Raw genomic sequence first — 19,974 nt, 5'->3', positions numbered from 1 at the left:
GGGTGCGGGTCGCGGCGGAGCCGTTGATCGGCGTAGTCCCGCGCCCCTGGGATGCAGGGCCCTTCAGGTCGCATCTCCCCGACAGGGGCACAGCGGCTAAGCCGCGTGCCCCTCAGAGCGCGGGGAACCGCGCGACCAGGCACGGCCCGATCCGACCCGCACCCGGCCACGTTCGCGCAGCCCCGAAACGTCACCGGGGCAGCAGAACCGCCCGCCCCCGCACCCGCCCGCCGCGCAGCGCGTCCAGCGCCTCGGAAGCGTCAGCCAGGTCGAACTCCTGCACCGCCAGCGACAGTTCACCCTCGGAGAGCCTGCGCACCAGGTCGCCGGAGACCTCGCGGGCCCGGCGCTCCTGGCGGATCATGTTCACCGGCAGCAGCGCCACCTCGTCGAGCAGCCAGCTCGGCAGGTCGAGCTCGACGTGCGGGCCCGCCACGTACCCGATGACGACCGCGCGCCCGCCCCGCCGCACCCACCGGCTGCGGCCGACAAGACCCGAGCCGCCCAGTGTGTCGACGAGCAGCGAGGCCGGCCGGTCCTGGGCGAGCCCCTCCGCGTCGTCCATCGTCAGGGCCTTCACTCCCTTCGGTACATCGGTCAGTTGGTCCTCCCGGCCGACCACACCGGTGACCCGGGCACCCGCGGCCAGCGCTTGCTGCGCCACCATCGCGCCGACCGCGCCGGCGGCGCCCACCACGACGACGTCCTCGTCCTGACCGATCCGGGCGATGTCGTGCAGCGCCACGTACGCGGTCGTCGCGGGCACGAAGAAGCTCGCCGCCACCGCGGGAGCGAGCGGGGCCTCCAGCGGCGTGACGGCCTTGCGCTTCACGCTGACCCGCTCCGCCCACGTGCCGTCGCGCAGGAGACCCAGACCGCCGCCGCGCAGCACGACCTGCGTGCCGGGGTCCAGACCGGAGTCGGCGTCCGCCTCCAGGACCGTGCCCGCGCCCTCCACGCCACCGACGTACGGAAGCGACGGCTTGAGCTCGAAGTCGCCGGACGCGACGGTGACATCGAGGTGCGAGACACCGCCCGCCGTCACCTGGACGAGGACCTCGCCCGGTGCGCGGACGGGCTCGGGCACCTCGTCGAGGACCGGAGCGGCGCCCCACGCGTGGAACCGGACCGCCCGCATCAGCCGGCGGCCTTGCCGATGAACTCGAGGCTGAGCGCGTTGAAGCGCTCGGCCTGCTCGTGCTGCGGCCAGTGCCCGCAGTTCTCGAAGAGTTCGAGGCGCGAGCCCGGAACGGCCTCGTGCAGCGCCGTCGCCTCGGGGGTCTCGCCGAACGGGTTCTGGCGCCCCCACACCACCAGCGTCGGCTGGGTGATCCTGGCCAGGTGCTCGGGGCGCAACAGGTTGCGCTGACGGCGCTCCATCTCCTGGAGGGAGAGGAGGTTGTCGACGCCCGCGACGAACTCCGGCGTGTGGTAGATCGCGTGCCGGACCTCGACCAGTTCCTCGGTGGCGGAGGCGTCGTCGGCCATGAGCAGCCGCATCCGCTTGCGGGTGAGCTCGATGTCGTCGGAGGCGACGGCCTGCTGGGTGCTGGTCCGGATGCGGTCCATCACCTCGGGGTTGGCCACCGTGCCGCCGGAGCACAGGAGTTGGAGGCTGCGCACCCGCTCGGGGTGCTCGATGGCGGCGCGGGCGCCGACCCAGCCGCCCAGCGACTCACCGACGATGTGGACGCTGTCGACACCGACGGCGTCCAGGTAGTCGAGCAGATGGGCGACGTAGTCGGCGATCTCGTACGGCCTGTCGGGCTTGCCGGTGTAGCCGTGGCCGAGCATGTCGATGGCGTGCAGGTCGTAGGCGGCGTGCGCGGTGATGTTGCGCGCGAAGGCCTCCAGGTGACCGCTGGTGCCGTGCAGGAAGACGACGGCCTGGCCGGTCGGGTCACCGGCGCGCAGGGTGCGGGTGCGGACTCCGGCGGCGTCGACGTACTCGACACGGAAAGGGGTGGGGCTGATCTCCGTCCAGATGGACATGTGCTGGGCTCCGTAAGGCAGTTGGGGAGGTGGGGAGGGGAAGGTTCAGCTCAAGGAGCCGAGGAAGCCGCTGACCACCGAGTGGTACGCCTCGGGACGCTCCTCCTCGAGGTGGTGGGAGGTGTGGTCCATCACGTGGAGGTTCCCGTTCGGCACCATGCGGGCCAGCATCAGCGGGTAGTCCGGAGTGAGGAACGCGTCCTGCATGCCCCACATGAACAGCGTGGGAGCCTGGATCTGCCCCAGTTCCTCGGTGAGGTCCTGCCAGTCGCCGCGCGGCGAGTCGGACATGGCCGCCAGCGCGCGCTCCTCCTCGTCGAGGCTCTGCTCGTAGCGCAGCGTCAGCGTCTCCTCGGGGAGCTTCGCGCCGTCGTACCACTCCAGCTTCGTGATGAGGTCCCGCATCTTCTCGCGGGTCGGGCCCTCGCCGCCGTAGTAGATGTCGCGGGCCGTGCGGCCGCGGTGCCCGTTCTCGGGGAGCGGGGCGAGCGGCCCGTAGAAGACGGGCATGCTGCCGGTGATCACGAGGGACCGGACGCGGTCCGGGTACTTCGCGGCGAGGTTGAGGGCGATGGTGCCGCCCCACGAACTGCACACGAAGTCAGCGCGGTCGACGCCGAGCGTGTCCAGCAGGCCGACGGTCTTCGCCGCGTGGTGGTCCCACATCGGGCCCTCGATGGGGGACTTCTCCGACTTGCCGTACTGCTGGATGTCGACGAGCAGACAGCGCCGGTCGGCCGCGAACAGGTGCGCGACGGGCCCGAAGTCGCTCCACGCGGTGCAGCCGGGGCCGCCACCGTGCAGGAACACGGTGTCGGGCCCCGAGCCGAGGTCGTGGTAGTGGTAGCGGATGCCCGCGCCGTCCGCGTAGTGGCTCTCCGGTGCTGGTGACATGTGCGTCCTTCCGTAGGAATGCAGGAGGTACGTTGTCGAGCCCATCACCGGGCCGGGCGCGAGCCCAGCGCCTCGGTCCGTTCAGCGAACCGCTCCCGCTGGGCGACGCGGGCGGCGCTCACTGCGCGGTGTAGCCGCCGTCCACGTGCAGCACCGCGCCGGTGGTGTAGGACGCGCCGGCGGCGAGCAGCGGCAGCACCGCGTGCGCGATGTCCTGGGGTGTGCCCCAGCGGCCCAGCGGCACCTTGGCGGTGAAGGCGGCCTGGGCGGCGGCGTCGGTGGTGGTGTCGCTCTCGTTCATGGGAGTGCGCACGGGGCCGGGCGCGACACAGTTCACGGTGACGCCGGTCCCGGCGACCTCCAGAGCCGCCGACCTGGTGAGCGCGGCGACCGCGCCCTTGGTGGCGGCGTAACCGCCCCGTTCGGGGGCGCCCGTCGAGCCGAGCACGGAGCCGATCGTGACGATGCGGCCGTGCCCGGCGTCGAGCATGCCGGGCAGGACGGCGCGCATCGCCAGCCAGGTTCCGATGACGTTGGTGTCGAGGGCGGCGCGGAAGTCGTCGGGCGTGAGGTCGAGCACCGAGCCGCGGGCCAACTGGCCCGCCGCCGTCACCAGACCGGTGACGGGGCCCCAGAGTTCGGCGGCCCGGCTCACGACCGCGGCCAGCGCGTCGGGGTCGGTGGTGTCGGCGACCAGCGCCAACTGGCCTTCTCCCGCGCTGTGTTGGAGCTGCTTCTCCGCCGCGCGGCAGCGGTCCTCGGCACGCCCGGTGACCACGACGGGGCGCCCGGCACGGGCCACCGCCTCCGCGACGGCCAGCCCGATCCCGCTGGTGCCGCCTGTGACGAGCACGGGCCCGTTCTGCGCGGCTTCGTCGGTGTGCTGTGTGGTGGTGTGCTCTGGAGAATTCATGCGCCGAGCATGCGGACCGTACGCGAACACGCCAACGCGGATGGTCCGGTCACCGGAACCGGGCCATCCGCGTCGGCACGGTCTCACCGTCCGGTGAACAGCGGCGCCCGCTTCTCCAGGAACGCTTGCAGCCCCTCGGCCGCGTCGGATGTCCCGGTCAGCTCGGCGACGCCCTTCGCCTCGCGCTCCAGGGCCTGTTCCACGGGCAGCCCGTACCCCTCGTCGACGACGCGCTTGAGCAGGCCGATCGCGGCCGTCGGCTTCTCGGCGAGGCGCCGGGCCCGCTCGGCGACCACCGCGTCGAACTCGGCCGGCTCCACCACCACGTCGACGAGCCCGAGCTCCAGGGCGCGCCGCGGCGTCAGCCCTTCCCCCTCGATCATCAGGCGCTTCGCCAGGTGGGGGCCGACGAGCCGGGGGAGCCGCTGACTGCCACCGGCCCCCGGGAACAGGCCGAGTCGCATCTCCGGGAACCCGAACGTGGCTTCCTCCGAGAGGATCCGCAGGTCGCAGGCGAGCGACAACTCCGCGCCGCCGCCCAGCGCGTGGCCGTTCATCGCCGCGACGACCGGCTTGGGCGCCTGCTCGATCACCCGCTGGACCTCGATCCAGCGGCGCATCCTCGCCTGGTTGTCCGCCGACAGGTCCCGCATGACGGCGATGTCGGCGCCGGCGATGAAGAACCGGCCGGTACCGGTGACGACGATGCAGCGCACCTCCGGATCGGCGGCCAGCGACGGCAGCACCGCGAGGAACTCCTCGACCATCGCCGGGTTCACGGCGTTCGCCTTGGGCCGGTCCACGCGGACTGTGGCCACGGCGCCGTCACGCGTCACGTGCAGGACGTAGGGCTGGTCCTGGCTCACCTGGTCTCCCTCGCTCTCCCGGTTCACCTGGGTCATCTTCGCCTCGCTCATTCGGTCACTCCCTCGGCGGTCAGTGCCGTCAGCTGTTCATCGGTCAGGCCCAGAAGCTCGCGCAGCACCTCACCCGTGTGCTGGCCGAGGAGCGGGGCGGGCCGGTCCAGTCCGCCGGGCGTCGCGGCCAGGCGCGCGACGATTCCCTCGTGCGGAACCGGCCCGGTGAGCGGATGGTCCAGCACGGTGTAGAAGCCGCGGGCGGCGAGCTGCTCGTCGGCCTCGACCAGGTCCTGTCCCGTCGCCACGACCGCCGCCGGTACCCCCTCGGCCTGGAGCAGCTCGGCCAGCTTGTGGCCGTCCTGCCCGCGCGTCCAGGCGGCGAGGGCGGCGTCGATCTCGTCTTCGTGCTCCCGCCGTGATGCCAAGTCGCCCTCGGAGGAGGGGAGTTCGGCGAGGCGCGTCAGGGCGTGCCACTGCCCTTCGTCCGTCACCGACACCGCCAGCCACCGGTCCACTCCGGCGACCGGGTACACGCCGTGGGGCACGGCGTGCGGTGACCGGTTCGGATGCTCCGCCGTCCGGGGATCGGGGGCGTCGGCACCGAGGACGGGCTCCAGGGCCGCCGGGCCCATCGTCGCGGCCATCGCCTCCAGTTGGGACAGGTCCACATGACCACCACGTCCCCGCGCCAGCAGGTCGAGCGTGGCGAGCACCGCGGAGTTGGCCGCGATCATGTCGCCGAGCCCGAAGGTCAGTCCCTGCGGCGGGCCGCCCGGGTCGCGGGTCTCGTAGGACAGGCCGGACATCGCGGCGAGCGTGTCGGCGAAGGTCACGGCCTCGCGCCAGGGCCCGGTCTGCCCCACCCCCGCCATCGACACCAGGACGACGTCCGGGTTCAGCTCACGGAGCGAGGCGTAGTCCATGCCCCACCGGGCCAGCACACCCGGGCTGAAGTTCTCCACGACGACGTCGCAGTGCGGGACCAGCTCGCGCAGCAGCCGCCGGCCCTCCTCGGTCCGCAGATTGAGGGCGACGCTGCGCTTGTTGCGGTTGAAGTTGATGAAGTAGCCGCTGTCGTCGGGATCGGAGCCCGGCCGCAGATGCATCGAGGGCGCGAAACGTGTGGGGTCCTGGCGGTGCCGGGACTCGACCTTGACGATGTCCGCGCCGTGCTCCCCGAACTGCTTGGTCACGTACGGGCCGGCGAGCACCCAGGTCAGGTCGAGGACCCGGACGCCCTCCATGGCCCGGGTCCTGGACTGCTCCCGCTGCCGGTGCTCCCGGGCGGGGTGGTGCCACGGAGCGTCGCCGTCCGCCTCGTGGAGCGCGGGCAGGGCGACCGGGCGGGGGAGTGCCGCCCACGGGAAGCCGACGTTCTCGACGCCGCCGTCCGGCAGCCCTTCGCCGGTGACGGTGACCAGGGACTCGCGGTCGCGCAGCTGCGGATGGGCGGTCAGCCGCTCGGGCGGCACGACCTCGGCCCACGGCAGGGCGCGCCGCCGCGCCTCCTCGGCGATGCCGGCGGCCGACTGCCCCTGCGCGAACCGCCGGACGATCTCGTCGACATGGGGGCGCTCGCGCCACCGGAACGCGGCGTCCTGCCAGCGCTCGTCGAGCAGGTCACCGGCCTCGCCGCGCTCCGCCATCCACGCCAGCAGATCGGTCCACATCCGGGGGCTGCCGGAGTAGCCCCCGGCCACATACCCGTCCGCCGTTTCGAAGATCTGATGCGCGACGTGCTCGTACACCCCTCCGCTGCGTACGGGGAAACGTCCCGCGTGGATCCAGGCGACGGCGGCCGTCTCCAGCGTGGCGGCGACGGCCTCCTGCGCGGAGATGTCGACGAGCTGAGGGCTCCCCGACACGACGGCGAGCAGCGCCCCGATCGCCGCGTGGGCCCCCGCGATCTGGAACGCCTGCTCGCGCGGCGGCGGCGTGGGCTGTCCGTCGGGGCGCCCGCCCAGCCAGGTCATGCCACCCGCCGACGCCAGGACCAGATCGTCGACCGCCCAGTCGCGGCGCGGCCCGGTCAGACCGAACGGCGTCACCACCACATGGACCGCGTGCGGCCAGCGGGACGAGCCGTCCTCACGCAGGCCGCGCAGGCGTGCCCGCGGTCCGCTCTCCAGTACGACATCGGCCCCCGCCGCCAGGGCGTCGAGCTCCGCCATGTCGCGCACCGGCGTCCAGCGCTTGCCCGCGTGCCAGTGCGCGCGGGCCGCCGGACCGAGACCGGCACCCGACTCGGTCCGTACGACATCGGCGCCGATCCCCACCAGCAACCGGGCACCCTGGAAGGCGAGTTCATCGGTCAGGTCGAGCACGCGCAGCGGCGTCGGGTCCGGATCTGTTCGCACCACGGCTCCTCCCCTCACATGTCCGCAGCCTTTGCGGCACCCTACGATCACCGGGGGAGGGGAGGCGGGCCACCGGTGCGTTCTGCTGGCCGGACCGGGACCGCCGCGGGGCGTGCTCAGCCCGCGACGACACGCACGGCGGTCGGCTTCCGTTTCGGTGCGCGCACCGCGCGAGCCGGGTCGTACGACGCCTTCTGCGCCACACCGCGCGCGATTCTCTCGGCCGTGTCCTGCACGATCGAGAGATGCCGCTCCACCGACACCTGTGCGACGGGGCCGGTGACCGAGAGCGCCGCGTACGTCGTCCCGGACAGAGCCACGGGCACGGCGAGGCTGGCGTCCCCGATCCTGACACCCTCGAGCTCCAGCGCGTACCTCTGACGTGCCGCCCTGGACAGCCGCTGGGCCAGGACCTGCGGGTCCGTGACGGAGCGCGCGGTCATCGCGGGCAGCCCCCTGTCGACGAGCGCCGCCACCCGCTCGGGTCCGTCCGGGACCAGAGCGAGCAGCAGCTGACCGGTCGCCGTGCAGGAGGCGGGCAGCCGGCCGCCGACGTAGGAGTGGGTGAGCACATTGGCCTCACCGGCGATCTTCTCCAGGAACAGGACGTGGGTCCCCTCGAGAACCGAGAGGTGCACGGCCGTACGGGTCCGTGTGAACAGGTCGGTCATCAGCGGCCGCGCGACGGTGCGCAGCACGGCGGAAGCGGGCACCCGTTGCCCGAGGTGGAAGAGCCTGATGCCGAGCTCGTACGCCTCGCCGTGCCGGTCGAGCAGTCCCCACCGCACCAGTTCCTGGGCGAGACGGTACGCCGACGCCTTGGGCACGCCCGACCGGCGGCTCAGTTCGCTCAGCCGCAGCCGGTCCGCACCCGACTCGAACGCGGCGAGCAGCAGCTGCGCCTTGCCCAGTACGGAATTGGGCAGCAGGACATCCTCTTCCGCGGACGAACCCATTGGCGTCCCCTCACTTCGTCTCATGGCGACACAGGCCATTTGAAGTGCAACAACGCCATGTTGCCTAGAGGGTCGAGGGTGTAAAAATCAGGCGACAGGTGCGCCGACGGTGTCCTTGCGTGCCTGGTCGGCCGGGTGCTCGGGGCCCTGCGGGGCCTGTGCGAAGAAGACCAGGGCCACCAGCGTGACGGCGGCCATCCCCATGGTGAGCAGCGCGACCGGCAGGAAATGTCCCGTGGCCGCCAGCAGTGCCGCCGCCGCGACCGGTGACAGACCGCCGGCGATCGCCGACGACAGCTCGTGGCCCAGCGCCATCCCGGAGTAGCGGGTGCTGGTGCTGAACAGCTCGGAGAAGTAGGAGGGCTGGACCCCGATCATCGCGGCGATGGCGATGTGCCCGACGATGAACGCCACCCACACCGCGGCGGGATGTCCCGTGTCCATGAGCAGGAAGAACGGCACCGCCCACAGCAGCATGCCGATCGCCCCGCCCAGATAGACCGGCCGCCTGCCCACCCTGTCGGACAGCCGGCCGAAGACCACCATCATCACCGAGTCCACCAGCATCCCGACGATCCCGGCCCACAGCAGCACGTTCGAGGAGATCCCCACGTACGCCCCGTACACGAGGGAGAAGGACATGAAGACGTAGCTGGCGCCGCTGTCGGCGAAGCGCAGGGCCATCGCGAACAGCAGCTGCCGCGGATGACGGCGCAGCACTTCCCGCAGGGGCGAGCGCTCCGGGGCCTCGGCCTTCGCGGAGTCGGCCTCGAAGCTGTCCGTCTCGCCGAGATTGCGGCGGATGTAGAGGCCCACCATGAAGATCACCACGCTGGCCAGGAACGGGAGCCGCCAGCCCCAGGCGAGGAAGCCGTCCCCGGACACCTGCTCGGCCGCCCACAGCGCCAGCGACGACAGGACGAAGCCCAGCCCCATGCCGCAGGAGCTGAACGAGGCGAGGAAGCCCCGCCGTTCGGCCGGGACGTTCTCGGTGATGATGAGGACGCCGCCGCCCCACTCGCCGCCGGCCGCCGCGCCCTGCAGAACCCGCAGCAGAACCAGGAGCAGCGGCGAGAGCAGACCGGCCGTGGAGTACGAGGGCAGCAGCCCCATGCAGAAGGTGGCGCCGCCCATCAGGGCCAGCGTCCCCATGAGGGCGGCCTTGCGCCCCCGCCGGTCACCGATGTGCCCGAAGATCAGGCCTCCGATGGGCCGGGCTGCGAACCCCACGGCGTGCCCGGCCAGTGCGGCGATCGTGCCGAGCAGCGGATTCTCGCCGGAGGGGAAGAAGACCTTGCCGAGAACCAGTGCGGCAGCGGTGGTGTAGAGGAAGAAGTCGTACCACTCCATCATGTTGCCGGCGACGGACGCGATGACCACGCGCCGCGTCGCGGCAGCGTCCTCGGTCGTGGACTTGCGGGGCATACGTGCTCCTTGCCGTTCGAGCGTGAGATCGGTGGAGCGTACGAACGGCGTGAAGGCGCCTCAATCGTGCCGGTCCGCCAGGCGGGACACCGCGCTTTCCGCCGACCTCCCGGGGTGCCAGGTTTCCGCCACCTCGACCGCACTTCGACCCGGAGGTCGTATCCGATGTTCCGTCATCACCGCGCGGGTGGGCGCCCGGCAGCCGCCCTGCTCACCCTGCTCGCGCTCCTGCTCGCCACCGCCTGCGGGGCCACCGACTCGACGGGTTCCGCGGGCGGCACGAGCCCGACCGTACGGATCGCGCTGGGCGTCGACGCCTCGTACGCACCGCTGTACCTCGCCGCCGAGCGCGGCATGTTCGAGAAGGCCGGCCTCGACGTCCGGTTGATGAAGGTGGAGGGCGGCCCGGCCGCGGCCCAGGCTGTCACGGCCGGCACCGCGCAGATGTCCGCCAACGCCGACTCCACCGCACTTCCGCAGATGGTGAGCGATCCCGCGCTGCGGGCCCTGGGCGTGTTCCAGTCCTCGGGCCGCCTCCTCAAGGTCGTCCTGCGCGAGGGCATCACCTCACCGCGGCAGATCGAGACGATGGGGTCGATCCAGGGCATCGGCCTGTACGCCACTCACCAGTACCTCCAGCACCACGGCATCGACCCGGACTCCGTGAAGATCCAGCAGAGTTCGCCGCAGGAGATCCCCACGATGCTCCAGCGCGGCGACATCGACGGCTACATCCTCTTCGACCCCTGGGTGACGAAGGGCGTCGAGGCGGGCGGTCGCATCGCCGGTACCACCGGCGATTTCGGAGTCACGTACCGGCAGTGGCTGCTCGCCGACCAGAAGTGGCTGAAGGGGCATGAGGACCTCGCCGGGAAGGTGTTCAAGGTGGTCGCCGAGGCCGACCGGCTGGTGACCGAGGACCCGCACGCGGCTGCCCTCGCATCGCGTGAGCAGGCCGAGCTGCCGGTGGCCGGAACGCGGAAGGCCATCGGCGAGATCTCCTTCACCTCCCGCGCCCTGACGGCGGCCGATGTCACCTCCTCGCGCAGAATCGTGGACTTCCTCCTCGCGGAGAAGCTCATCAAGAGCGCCCCCGACTACGACGCGGTGCTGCTGCGCGGCTGGTACGACCGGCACGCCACGTGACCTCTCGCGACGAACCGCGCCCTGGCCGTCTCACTGAGCGGACCGCCGCGCATGTGCCCGCCCTCCCGGCGGCAGTACCGTTCGCCGACTCGCGGCCCCGCACCCCGATCTCCCGCCGAAAAGCGCCCCTTTCCGAGGTGACCATGCACACAGCGTCCCGCCCGACATCCCGCTCGATCCGTCGCATCGCCGGCACCTTCCTCTGCACCACCGCACTGACTTCGGTGACCGCCTGCGGGGCGGGCACCACCGACTCCGGGGCCGGCTCCGGCGGCGGGGCGGATGATCCCCACATCCGGATCGCCGTCGGTGTCGACGCCGGGTACGCGCCGTTCTTCGTGGCCGACGCCGAGGGGCTGTGGGCCAAACACGGGGTCGACGTCGACCTCGTGCAGTTCGCCAAGGGCGGGGAAGGCGTCGACGCGCTCAACGCCGGACAGGTCCAGATGGCGGGGAACTCCGACGTCACCACCATCGGCCTGCTCGCACAGAACCCGGACCTGCGGTCGCTCCTCGTGTACGAGCAGTCCGGTCGCTACCTCAAAGTCGTCGTGAGGGCCGGGGTGAAGTCCCCCGACAAGATCCGGAAGATGGCCGTGGTCCCTGGCCTGTCCGAGCTGGCGACCACGCGGTTCCTCGAGTCGAAGGGCATCAAGCCCGACGCGGTCGAGCTCGTCGTGGCCGACCCGGCCGAGATCCCGGCCCTCACCGACAAGGGCGACGTGGACGCGTACGTCCTGTGGGAGCCGTGGCCGTCCAAGGGGAAGGCACTCGGCGAGCGGATCCTGGAGTCCACGGGCGACTACGGATTCAGCTACCAGCACTGGCTCCTCTCGACCTCGCCCTGGCTCAAGGACCACAAGAGCACCGCCGTCAAGGTGGCCGCGGCCCTCGAAGAAGCGGCCGAGAAGACCGAGAGCGATCCGCGGTCCGCGGCGCAGGCCACCAAGGACGCAGCGAAGATCCCCACCGACCAGACGATGAAGGCGGTGAAGGACATCGACTTCGGCGTCCGCGACTTCACCGACAAGGACCTGAAGGGCTACGACGACACAGCCGACTTCTACCTGAGCACCGGCAAGGTCAAGGCGCGCCCCGACGTGTCCCGCACCGTCCAGCGCGGCTGGCTGCCCGAGAACACGAAGGGGTCCTGATGACCAAGGGGATCGAGAAAGAGACGGCAGTGGGGGAGGGGGCCGCGGCGGCGGTCACCGTGAAGGCATCCCGTACCCCGGTGCGGGCGACGGCCGGACGGGGCGCCGCCCTGCGCGTCGAAGGCGCGGGCATCTCGTTCGGTGAGTTCCGGGCCGTCCAGGGCATCGACCTGGACATCCCGGCCGGGGAGTTCCTCTGTCTCCTCGGACCGAGCGGCTGCGGCAAGTCCACGCTGCTGTCGGCGATGGCGGGATTCATCCAGGTCAGCGAAGGGTCCCTCACCGCGGACGGCGTCGCCGTCCGCGGCCCCGGCCCCGAACTCGGCATGGTCTTCCAGAGCAGTGAGGCCCTCTTCGACTGGATGACGGTGCAGCAGAACGTCACCTTCGGACCCCGTATGCGCGGCCGTTCCCGCGCCGAGCAGAACCGGGTGGCCGACGAGTTCCTCGGCCTGGTCGGCCTGCGGCACTGCGCGGACCGCTACCCCGGCCGGCTCAGCGGCGGCATGCGCCAGCGCGTCCAGATCGCCCGGGTCCTGGCCAACGAACCGGGCGTCGTCCTCATGGACGAGCCCTTCGGCGCGCTCGACGCGCAGACCCGGCAGGTGCTCCAGCAGGAGACGGCCCGCATCTGGAGCGCGTCCGGTTGCACCGTCGTCTTCGTCACGCACGACATCGACGAGGCGATCCTGCTCGCCGACCGGATCGCCGTGATGACGGCGGGCCCCGCCGCGTCGATCAAGTCCCTGTACACGGTCGACCTGCCGCGCCCCCGCGACGAGTCCGACCCGGCCGCCCTGCGCCTGCGCAGCCGGCTGCGCGAGGACATCGGAGAAGAGGTGCGCAAGGCCATGCGCGATCAAGGACTCGACGACCGGGCCGACCGAGAGGCGAAGGGAGCATGACGATCACCACGACCGAGGCCCCGACCCCAACCCGCGCCCGCCCGCGCCGCACCCGAGGCAAAGGCGGCGGACAAGCGCTGCGTACCATCGGCCTCTACGTCTTCGCCGTCCTCGTCGGCCTGGGCGCCTGGCAACTCCTGGCCATGAAGTACGGGCCGTCCTTGGTCGCCTCCCCGAGTGAGACCCTGTCGGCCGCCCGTGAACTGGCGTCCGACGGCACGCTGGGCAACTCGGTCGTCGCCTCCAGCCGCCGCATTCTGATCGGCTGGGGCCTGGGCGTCCTGGTGGGCGCCCCGGTCGGCCTGCTCATCGGGCAGATCAGGATCGTCCGCCTGCTCCTGGAGCCGTACACCGAGTTCTTCCGCTTCATCCCGCCGGTCGCCTTCGTGACCCTGGCGGTGGTGTGGCTGGGCATCGGTGAGAGTTCGAAGGTGGTCCTGATCTTCTACACGGCCGTCTTCATCGTCACGCTCAACACCAGCGCGGGCGTCATGGCCGTCAACGAGTCCAAGCTTCGGGCGGCGGCCAGCCTCGGAGCGAGCCGCCGGCAGATCCTCCAGCGCGTCGTGCTGCCCTCCACCGTCCCGTACATCCTCACGGGCGCTCGCCTCGCCATGGGGAACAGCTTCCTGACGATCGTCTCCGCCGAGATCGTCGCCGCCCAGGTGGGCCTCGGCTCCCTGATCTGGACCTCCCGCAACTACGGCCGCATCGACTGGGTCTTCGTCGGCATCATCACCCTCGGGATCCTGGGCCTGGTCTACGACCGGATCCTCCGCCTGATCGCGATGCGTGTACTGCACAAGTACGGAGCTAAGGTGTAAACGGACCGCAATGATCAACGGGGGTCGGCGCACTGTCCAACGGGGGAAGAACGGAGATCACAGCACGTGAGCACCAACTCGTCCACCTCGCGCGCCCTCTTCCTGGAGAAGTTCGGCACGCTGCCGCGTCTCGGGGAGCGGGCCGTGCCCGAGCCGCGCCCCGGGCACACCCTCGTCCGGGTGGCGGCCGCCACCGCCGCCCATCTGGACCTGAACATCCTCGACGGCCAGTTCGGCATCCTGCCCGAGCTCCCGTTCATCCCCGGCACCCAGGGCAGCGGCTACGTGGTCGCCTCGGACACCCACCCCGAGGGTGCCCTGGTCCGGCTGCGCGGCGAAGGCCTCGGCCTCAGCCGCGACGGCGCCTGGGCCGAGCACGTGCTCGTCCCGGACACCGCCGCGGAGCTCATGCCCGACGGCACCGACCCCGCCCTGGCCTGCATCTACTTCTCCCCGGTCGGCACCGCCTGGGCGACCGTCCACGCGATCGCCCAGGTGCGGCCGGGGGAGCGGGTCCTGGTCACCGGCGCGTCCGGAGCGGTCGGCGCCATGGCCGTGCAGCTCGCGGCGCGCGCCGGCGCGGAGGTCATCGGCGCGGTCGGCCGCCCGGCGAAGCTCCCGCACGTGCCCGACGCCGCCAAGGCGCTGCTCGCCTCCGACCTCTCCGTGGAAGCGATCGGCGGCAAGGCCGACGTACTGATCGACACGGTCGGCGGCCAGATCCTGCGGGACGCCCTCACCCTGGTCCGCCCGCGCGGCCGGGCCGCGCTCCTCGGCTACACGGCCGGCCGCGAACTCACCCTCGACCTCGCGGACTTCTTCCTCGCCGACGTCTCGCTCCTCCCGGTCAACATGATCTCCCGCAGCCCGGAGGTCGCCCCCGAGGTGCTGCGCCTGCTGCCCGACCTGTCCTCCGGCGCCCTGTCGCTCCCGTACGAGAGCTACCGGATGGACGCGCTCGGTGAGGCCGTGGAGCGGCTGCGCACGGGGCAGGCGGTGGGCAAGATCGTGCTCGACATGGAGCGCAGCGGCAACTGAGCGACGGATACACAAAGGGCCCCCTCCGGCAGGAGGGGGCCCTTCACGCCCGCCGGGTCAGGACTGCGAAACGCCCGCCTGCGCGGCGAGTTGGTCCGGATTCACAGGAAGCCAGTCGTAGTCGATCGAGTTCCAGAAGGCGCACTGGCGGCGCGCCTCGTACACGCCGGTCCTCAGCGCCCGGCTCTCACCGCCCGGCAGCAGGGACATGAACGTCCCGGCCCGGTACGCGGGCCACGCGGCGAGCCCTGGGGCGGCGGGGTTCCCGTGCTTCACGAACGAACCCCAGTAGCGCACCATCTCGCCCGACAGCCGCTGCTGCTCGGGCGACAGCAGCGCCGAGGTCGCCGAGGGCAACAGGTACGGCATCTCGCTGGCATGCGAGGCGCCCGCGTCGAAGCCGGTCGAGGGCCGGCCGGTGGGCGGATGCGGGTCGTTGAACTCGTAGTAGAACGTGCGCGGTTGGCGCTTCGCGTACCGGGCCGTCAGGTTCTGGTACTGGCAGCCCCCGAGACCGAAGAAGGTGCTGCTGTCGCCCCACAGCGCGCCGAAGGCGTACGCCCCGGTGTAGGAGTCGCCGTAAGCGCTGAACGGATAGTGCGCGAGGACGGCGTCGGCCTCGTCCCCGAACTCGATGCGGACCGCCTTCTCGTACTGGTCCTTCGTCGCGTTCGCGAACGGCCGCGCCCAGCTGCGTACCTCGTCACGCGTGTGGCCGATGAGGAGGGGGACGTTCGCGGTCCGTCCGGTGCGTACGGCCTCCAGCGGAGGGACGGGCAGTTCGGGAACCCCGGACGTGGGCAGCGGACCGCTCACGATGCCGCCGATGAAGTCCTTCGCCGCGGCCTGCAACGCACTGGTGGGCTTGGCCCGCAAGCAGGCCAGGTCGGCCGAGGCGGCGGAGCAGCCGGCGGCCGTCGCGTACTTCTCCCCGCGGGCGACGGCCTGCTCGACCGAGTAGCTCGGGCAGCCACCGCTCTGGATGATCGCGCCCGAGAAGAGCCCGCGTGCCGGGGGTGATGCGAGGAGCGCGCAGACCGAATGGCCGCCGGCCGACTCCCCGGCGACGGTGACCCGGTTCGCGTCCCCGCCGAACGCGCCGATGTTGCGCCGGGTCCAGCGCAGCGCCGCCTCCTGGTCGAGCAGACCGTAGTTGCCCGCGCCCTGCTTGCTCAGGCCGGGCAGGTCGAGGAAGCCGAACACACCGAGGCGGTAGTTGATCGTGACGACCACGACGTTGTTGGTCCTGGCGATCAGTGAGCCGTCCTGCGTGTCCCCGGAACCGGTGGAGAAGCCGCCGCCGTGGATCCAGAACATCACCGGCAGCGGCCTGTCGGTCCGGTCGGCGGGCGTGTAGACGTTCAGGTACAGGCAGTCCTCGCTCATTCCCGGGCCCGTGCCGGCGCCGTTCTGCGGACAGCGAGGCCCGGGGGAGGTGGCCGGCCGGGTGACCGGCCACGCTGCGGCGGGTGCCGGCGGCTGCCAGCGTCGGGTGCCGACGGGCGGAGCCGCGTACGGGATGCCGGAGAAGCGGTCGACGTCGTCGGCCGAGGCTCCCGCGACCAGGCCCTTGTCGGTGGAGACCGTCAAGGGCCTGGGGGCGGCCGACGACGGCACGGCCGATACGAGGGTCAGCAGGAAGAGGAGGCTCGCCAGACAGGCGAGTCTTTGTCGGACAGTGGATCGCATGGGGCCTCCTGAGAGGTGGGAGCGATGGAGGGAGTCATGCTCTGCCCCGGGTGGCAGGCGTGCGACGTCCGCGTTCCGTTCCTCGGACCCGTGCGTGTGCAACAGCCCTTTCCCGCAACCTGGTTGAGGTGATCAACGCTTGCGTACGGCGCCCAGCTGGGGGCGGTCGAGACCGGGATCGGTGAAGCCGCGCGCGACGGCGTGCAGTACGCGGGCCATCGCCTGGGCCGCGGGCGTGGTGGCGCGCCGGGCCGGCGTGGCCAGGAGGACGCGACGGACCGGCGGCGCGGTGTCGGACAGCTCGGCGGGGTCGTCGTGGCTGTCGCGCGCGTCGGGGGCGAGGGAGAGAAGGCGTACGTCACTGCGCCGGTTGGTCAGCGCCAGCCGGGGCGCGAGTGCCAGGCCGAGGCCGGCGGCGACCATGGCCTGCGCCTCCTGGTAGTCGTGGGAGGCGTACGCGATGCGTGGCTCGAAGCCCGCCTGACGGCAGGCGCGCCGGAGCACGTCCGCGACCGGGTGGTTCTCGGCGCGGATGATCCACTCCTGGTCCGCGAGGTCGGACAGCCGTACGTGCTCGGAGTCGACCAGCGGAGAGCCCGCCGGTACGACCAGAACCGTGGGGTCCTCCAGGAGGGGCGTGAGGACCAACTGGTGGTCATCGACCCGGTTCCAGTCGTAGTCCCACAGCAGTGACAGCTCCACCTCGCCGGTGTGCAGCATCTCCCGCAGTTCGGCCAGTACCCCGGCCCGTACGACCGTGCGTACCTGCGGGTGGGCCCGGCGGAACCGGGTCAGGGCCAGCGGGAGCAGGGAGGCGCTGGCGGTGGGGAAGGAGCCGAGGGTCACCACCCCCCGGTGCAGATGGCCGAACGCCTCCAAGTCGGCTTCCGCCGCCTGGAGTTCGCGGCGGATGGCACGCCCCCGCTCGGCGAGGGCGGCGCCCGCCGCGGTCGTGCGCACCCCGCGCGGCAGCCTTTCGATCAAGGGTTGCCCGGCCTCCCGCTCCAGCAGGGACATCTGCTGGGAAGCGGCGGACGTGGTCATGGACAGTGCCTCGGCGGCGGCCGTGAGCGAGCCGCGCTCGGCGACCTCGGCGAGCAACAGGAGTCGACGTACATGGAGCATGAGACGACTTTAGAGCAGCTAAACCCTCATCAAGGAATGAGACATTGTGCTCAAGCCGAGAGCTCTGCGAGAGTCAGCGCAACGCAGCGGCCCCGCACGCGCTGCGCGAAGAGAAAGACGCTCTGACATGCACGTTCCCGCAACCCTGGTGCGCGGTGGGACCAGCAAGTGCTGGCTCTTCCCGCAGGTGCACATGCCCATCGAACGCGACCGGATCGAGCGCGTTCTCGTCGATGCCTACGGCGCGGCGGATCCCGTTCAGCTCGACGGCGTCGGTGGTGCCACGCCGACCACGTCCAAGGCGGCCGTGGTCGGCGCGAGCGCCCACGACGGCGTCGACGTCGACTACCTCTTCGCCCAGGTCGGCATCGGCACCGGCACGGTCGAATGGGGCAGCAACTGCGGCAACTGCGCGACCGCCATCGCCCTGTACGCCGTGACCGAGGGCCTGGTGCCCCTCAACGGCGACCGCACCTCCGTGGTCATGCGCAACATCAACACGGGCGCCGTCCTCGAGGCCGAGGTGGACACCCCGGGCGGCCGGGTCCAGGAGTTCGGCGACCGTACGGTCCCGGGCACGCTGGCCGGGGGCGTACCGGTCGGGCTCGCCTTCCGTGACCCCGCGGGCGCCACGACGGGCCACCTCCTGCCGACCGGCTCGCCGCTCGACGAACTGCCCGTCGGCGAGCGGTCGTTGGCCGTGAGCATGGTGGACGCCGGCGCTCCGGTGGTCCTCGTGGACGCGCTCAGGGCCGAGCGGACCGGGGCCGAGACACTGGAGCGGATGCGCGCCCAGGTGCCCTGGCTGCGCGCGGCCCGCCACGCCGCCGCGGTCCGCATGGGCCTGACCGAGCCCGGAGCCGTGCCCGGTGACGCCGTGCCCAAGGTCGGCCTCGTCGGCCCGCCCGTCGCCTACACCACCACGCTCGGCGAGCACGTCGCCGCGCACGAGTACGACGTATCCGTACGGATGCTGTCGATGAACTCCCCGCACCCGGCCATCGGCCTCACCTCCGCGGTCGCCGTCGCCGCCGCCAACCTCACCGCGGGCACCGTGGTGGCCGCGGCGTCCACCGCCGCCGGGCGCACGGTTCTGCGGATCGGAACCCCGGCGGGCGTCCTGGCCGTGGAGTCCACGGGCAGTGGGCCGGACCGGGTCACCGTCGCCCGGGCGGCGCGTGTGCTGTGCGAGGCCCGCATCCTCGTACGCGATCCCGCCCTGCCGGTCGCAGCCTGACCCCTGCCCTGCCCCGCCCTGCCCGGCTGGACAAACCCCGCAGGACAAACCCCGTAGGACAACCCCGCAGACCAACCCCCGCAGGACAAAGAGGACAATGATGTCTCCTGAGCTGGTCTCCGTCGGCGCGCTGCTCGTCATGTTCGTCGTCGGCACCGTCCTGCCGATCAACATCGGCATCCTGGCCTTCGTCGCTTCGTTCGCGATCGGAACGACCGCACTGAACATGACGGAGGACCAGATCTTCGCGGGCTTCCCCGTGGAGCTCTTCCTCACCATCGTCGGCGTCACGTATCTGTTCGCCGTGGCCCGCCGCAACGGCACGGTCGATCTCCTGGTCGCCGCCGGAGTCCGTCTGGTCCGGGGACGCACCTCACTGATCCCGTGGGTGCTGTTCCTGCTCGCCGGTGTGCTGACGTCGCTGGGCACCTTCACCCCCGCCGCCGTGGCGATCCTGGTGCCCATCGCGATGAACTTCGCCTTCCGCTACGACATCAACCCGCTCATGGCCGGAATGATGGTGATCAGCGGCGCCCACGCGGGGGCCTTCTCGCCCATGGCCGTCTCGGGGGCGCTGGTGCTCGGCATGGTCGACGACACGGATCTCTCCGTCGCGCCCGCGACCCTCTTCCTCGCCAGCTTCGCCGTCAATCTCCTGCTGTCCCTGCTGACCTTCGCCGCCCTGCGGCGCCGCACGATGACGGCGGACCCGACCGCGCGGCCTCGGCGGGAGACGGCCGACGGCGCCACGGACGGGCAGCGGTCCACCTGGCACCAGTGGGCCACGCTCGCCGCGCTCGCGGCCCTGGTGGTGTGTGCTCTCGGCTTCCGGATGCAGATCGGTGTCCTCGCCCTGGCCGCCGGAGCGCTTCTCGCGCTCCTCGACATGAAGCGCCAGGAGAAGGCGGTGGACGGCATCAGCTGGCACACCCTGCTCCTCGTCGGCGGCATGATGACCTACATCGCGATGCTGGAGCACGCCGGGATCATCGAGAAGATCTCCGTGCACGCGGCCGACTTCGGGACCCCGCTCGTCGTCGCCCTGCTCCTCTGCTTCACGGTCGCCGTCACCTCCGCCTTCGCCTCCTCGACGGCGATCCTCACCGCGATCATCCCGATCGCCGTTCCGCTGCTGCTGTCCAGCCACCTCAGCTCGACCGGCCTGATAGCCGCGCTCGCCGTCTCCACCACGATCGTCGACGTCTCACCGTTCTCCACCAACGGGGCGCTGGTGCTGAGCAACGCGCGGGGAGTGGAGCGGCGCGGCTTCTACCGCCAAGTCCTCGGCTACACCTGCGGCATCGTCGCCGCGGGGCCCGTGCTGGCCTGGGGCGCCCTGGTCCTGCCCTGGTCCTGACGCCGGCATGAGGGGCGGGGCCACCGCGGGCAACACCCCTGTCCTGCAACGGCCGTGGCGCCACAAGGACAACCAGCGGTGGACCTTCGCCGGGATCGCCGC

Annotated in this window: 17 protein-coding genes; 7 read left to right on the top strand and 10 right to left on the bottom strand. The window is 71.6% G+C overall.

Annotated elements, in window-relative coordinates:
- Nucleotides 1-190: 190 nt before the first annotated feature.
- The 8 genes from V2W30_RS00365 to V2W30_RS00330 all read right to left on the bottom strand — a co-directional run bounded on the left by V2W30_RS00365 (nucleotide 191) and on the right by V2W30_RS00330 (nucleotide 9,397).
- Nucleotides 191-1,138 (bottom strand): quinone oxidoreductase family protein, encoded by a 948-nt coding sequence (locus V2W30_RS00365; protein ID WP_338692625.1) that lies wholly within the window; start codon nucleotides 1,136-1,138, stop codon nucleotides 191-193.
- Nucleotides 1,138-1,992, bottom strand: a complete 855-nt coding sequence (locus V2W30_RS00360) for an alpha/beta fold hydrolase (protein WP_338692623.1) — start codon at nucleotides 1,990-1,992, stop codon at nucleotides 1,138-1,140. The genes V2W30_RS00365 and V2W30_RS00360 overlap by 1 nt, the downstream gene beginning before the upstream one ends.
- Nucleotides 1,993-2,037: 45 nt before the next feature.
- Nucleotides 2,038-2,886 carry an alpha/beta hydrolase gene (locus tag V2W30_RS00355; RefSeq protein ID WP_338692621.1) on the bottom strand — a complete coding sequence of 283 codons (849 nt, stop codon included), beginning with the start codon at nucleotides 2,884-2,886 and terminating at the stop codon, nucleotides 2,038-2,040.
- A 118-nt stretch (nucleotides 2,887-3,004) separates the two neighbouring features.
- On the bottom strand, nucleotides 3,005-3,799 hold the full coding sequence (locus V2W30_RS00350; protein WP_338692619.1) for an SDR family NAD(P)-dependent oxidoreductase: 795 nt from the start codon (nucleotides 3,797-3,799) through the stop codon (nucleotides 3,005-3,007).
- Between the two features lie 83 nt (nucleotides 3,800-3,882).
- A complete protein-coding gene (locus tag V2W30_RS00345) occupies nucleotides 3,883-4,716 on the bottom strand; it encodes an enoyl-CoA hydratase/isomerase family protein (protein ID WP_338692617.1) in 834 nt (277 codons plus the stop codon).
- Nucleotides 4,713-7,016: a CoA transferase gene (locus V2W30_RS00340; protein ID WP_338692615.1), complete on the bottom strand. Its 2,304-nt coding sequence runs from the start codon at nucleotides 7,014-7,016 to the stop codon at nucleotides 4,713-4,715. Before V2W30_RS00340 ends, V2W30_RS00345 begins: the two co-directional genes overlap by 4 nt.
- Nucleotides 7,017-7,132: 116 nt before the next feature.
- Nucleotides 7,133-7,972, bottom strand: coding sequence for an IclR family transcriptional regulator (locus V2W30_RS00335; RefSeq protein ID WP_338692613.1), 840 nt, complete (start codon nucleotides 7,970-7,972; stop codon nucleotides 7,133-7,135).
- 87 nt (nucleotides 7,973-8,059) lie between these two features.
- Nucleotides 8,060-9,397 carry an MFS transporter gene (locus tag V2W30_RS00330; RefSeq protein ID WP_338692612.1) on the bottom strand — a complete coding sequence of 446 codons (1,338 nt, stop codon included), beginning with the start codon at nucleotides 9,395-9,397 and terminating at the stop codon, nucleotides 8,060-8,062.
- Between the two features lie 165 nt (nucleotides 9,398-9,562).
- Between V2W30_RS00330 and V2W30_RS00325 the strand changes: the two genes are divergently transcribed.
- The 5 genes from V2W30_RS00325 to V2W30_RS00305 all read left to right on the top strand — a co-directional run bounded on the left by V2W30_RS00325 (nucleotide 9,563) and on the right by V2W30_RS00305 (nucleotide 14,464).
- The gene (locus V2W30_RS00325) at nucleotides 9,563-10,543 is read left to right on the top strand and encodes an ABC transporter substrate-binding protein (protein ID WP_338692611.1); all 981 of its coding nucleotides are present in this window, start codon (nucleotides 9,563-9,565) and stop codon (nucleotides 10,541-10,543) included.
- 143 nt (nucleotides 10,544-10,686) lie between these two features.
- On the top strand, nucleotides 10,687-11,697 hold the full coding sequence (locus V2W30_RS00320) for an ABC transporter substrate-binding protein (RefSeq protein ID WP_338692609.1): 1,011 nt from the start codon (nucleotides 10,687-10,689) through the stop codon (nucleotides 11,695-11,697).
- Nucleotides 11,697-12,602: an ABC transporter ATP-binding protein gene (locus V2W30_RS00315; protein ID WP_338692607.1), complete on the top strand. Its 906-nt coding sequence runs from the start codon at nucleotides 11,697-11,699 to the stop codon at nucleotides 12,600-12,602. Before V2W30_RS00320 ends, V2W30_RS00315 begins: the two co-directional genes overlap by 1 nt.
- Nucleotides 12,599-13,426: an ABC transporter permease gene (locus tag V2W30_RS00310; RefSeq protein WP_338692606.1), complete on the top strand. Its 828-nt coding sequence runs from the start codon at nucleotides 12,599-12,601 to the stop codon at nucleotides 13,424-13,426. Before V2W30_RS00315 ends, V2W30_RS00310 begins: the two co-directional genes overlap by 4 nt.
- A gap of 66 nt (nucleotides 13,427-13,492) precedes the next feature.
- Nucleotides 13,493-14,464 (top strand): zinc-binding alcohol dehydrogenase family protein, encoded by a 972-nt coding sequence (locus V2W30_RS00305; protein WP_338692604.1) that lies wholly within the window; start codon nucleotides 13,493-13,495, stop codon nucleotides 14,462-14,464.
- 57 nt (nucleotides 14,465-14,521) lie between these two features.
- Here the strand turns inward: V2W30_RS00305 and V2W30_RS00300 are convergent, their stop codons facing one another.
- Entirely contained in the window at nucleotides 14,522-16,153 is a 1,632-nt protein-coding gene (locus V2W30_RS00300) for a carboxylesterase/lipase family protein (RefSeq protein WP_338692602.1), read from the bottom strand.
- 132 nt (nucleotides 16,154-16,285) lie between these two features.
- Nucleotides 16,286-17,278, bottom strand: coding sequence for a LysR family transcriptional regulator (locus tag V2W30_RS00295; protein ID WP_338692600.1), 993 nt, complete (start codon nucleotides 17,276-17,278; stop codon nucleotides 16,286-16,288).
- Nucleotides 17,279-17,405: 127 nt separating this feature from the next.
- Between V2W30_RS00295 and V2W30_RS00290 the strand changes: the two genes are divergently transcribed.
- Nucleotides 17,406-18,515, top strand: coding sequence for a PrpF domain-containing protein (locus V2W30_RS00290; RefSeq protein WP_338692598.1), 1,110 nt, complete (start codon nucleotides 17,406-17,408; stop codon nucleotides 18,513-18,515).
- Between the two features lie 100 nt (nucleotides 18,516-18,615).
- Nucleotides 18,616-19,872, top strand: coding sequence for an SLC13 family permease (locus V2W30_RS00285; RefSeq protein WP_425244650.1), 1,257 nt, complete (start codon nucleotides 18,616-18,618; stop codon nucleotides 19,870-19,872).
- The last annotated feature ends 102 nt before the right edge of the window (nucleotides 19,873-19,974 follow it).

Origin of the sequence: Streptomyces sp. Q6 (assembly GCF_036967205.1) — a bacterium.
Taxonomy (GTDB): domain Bacteria; phylum Actinomycetota; class Actinomycetes; order Streptomycetales; family Streptomycetaceae; genus Streptomyces; species Streptomyces citrinus.
The sequence above is the reverse complement of the archived record's forward strand: the minus strand, read 5'-3'. Positions and strand labels throughout refer to the sequence as shown.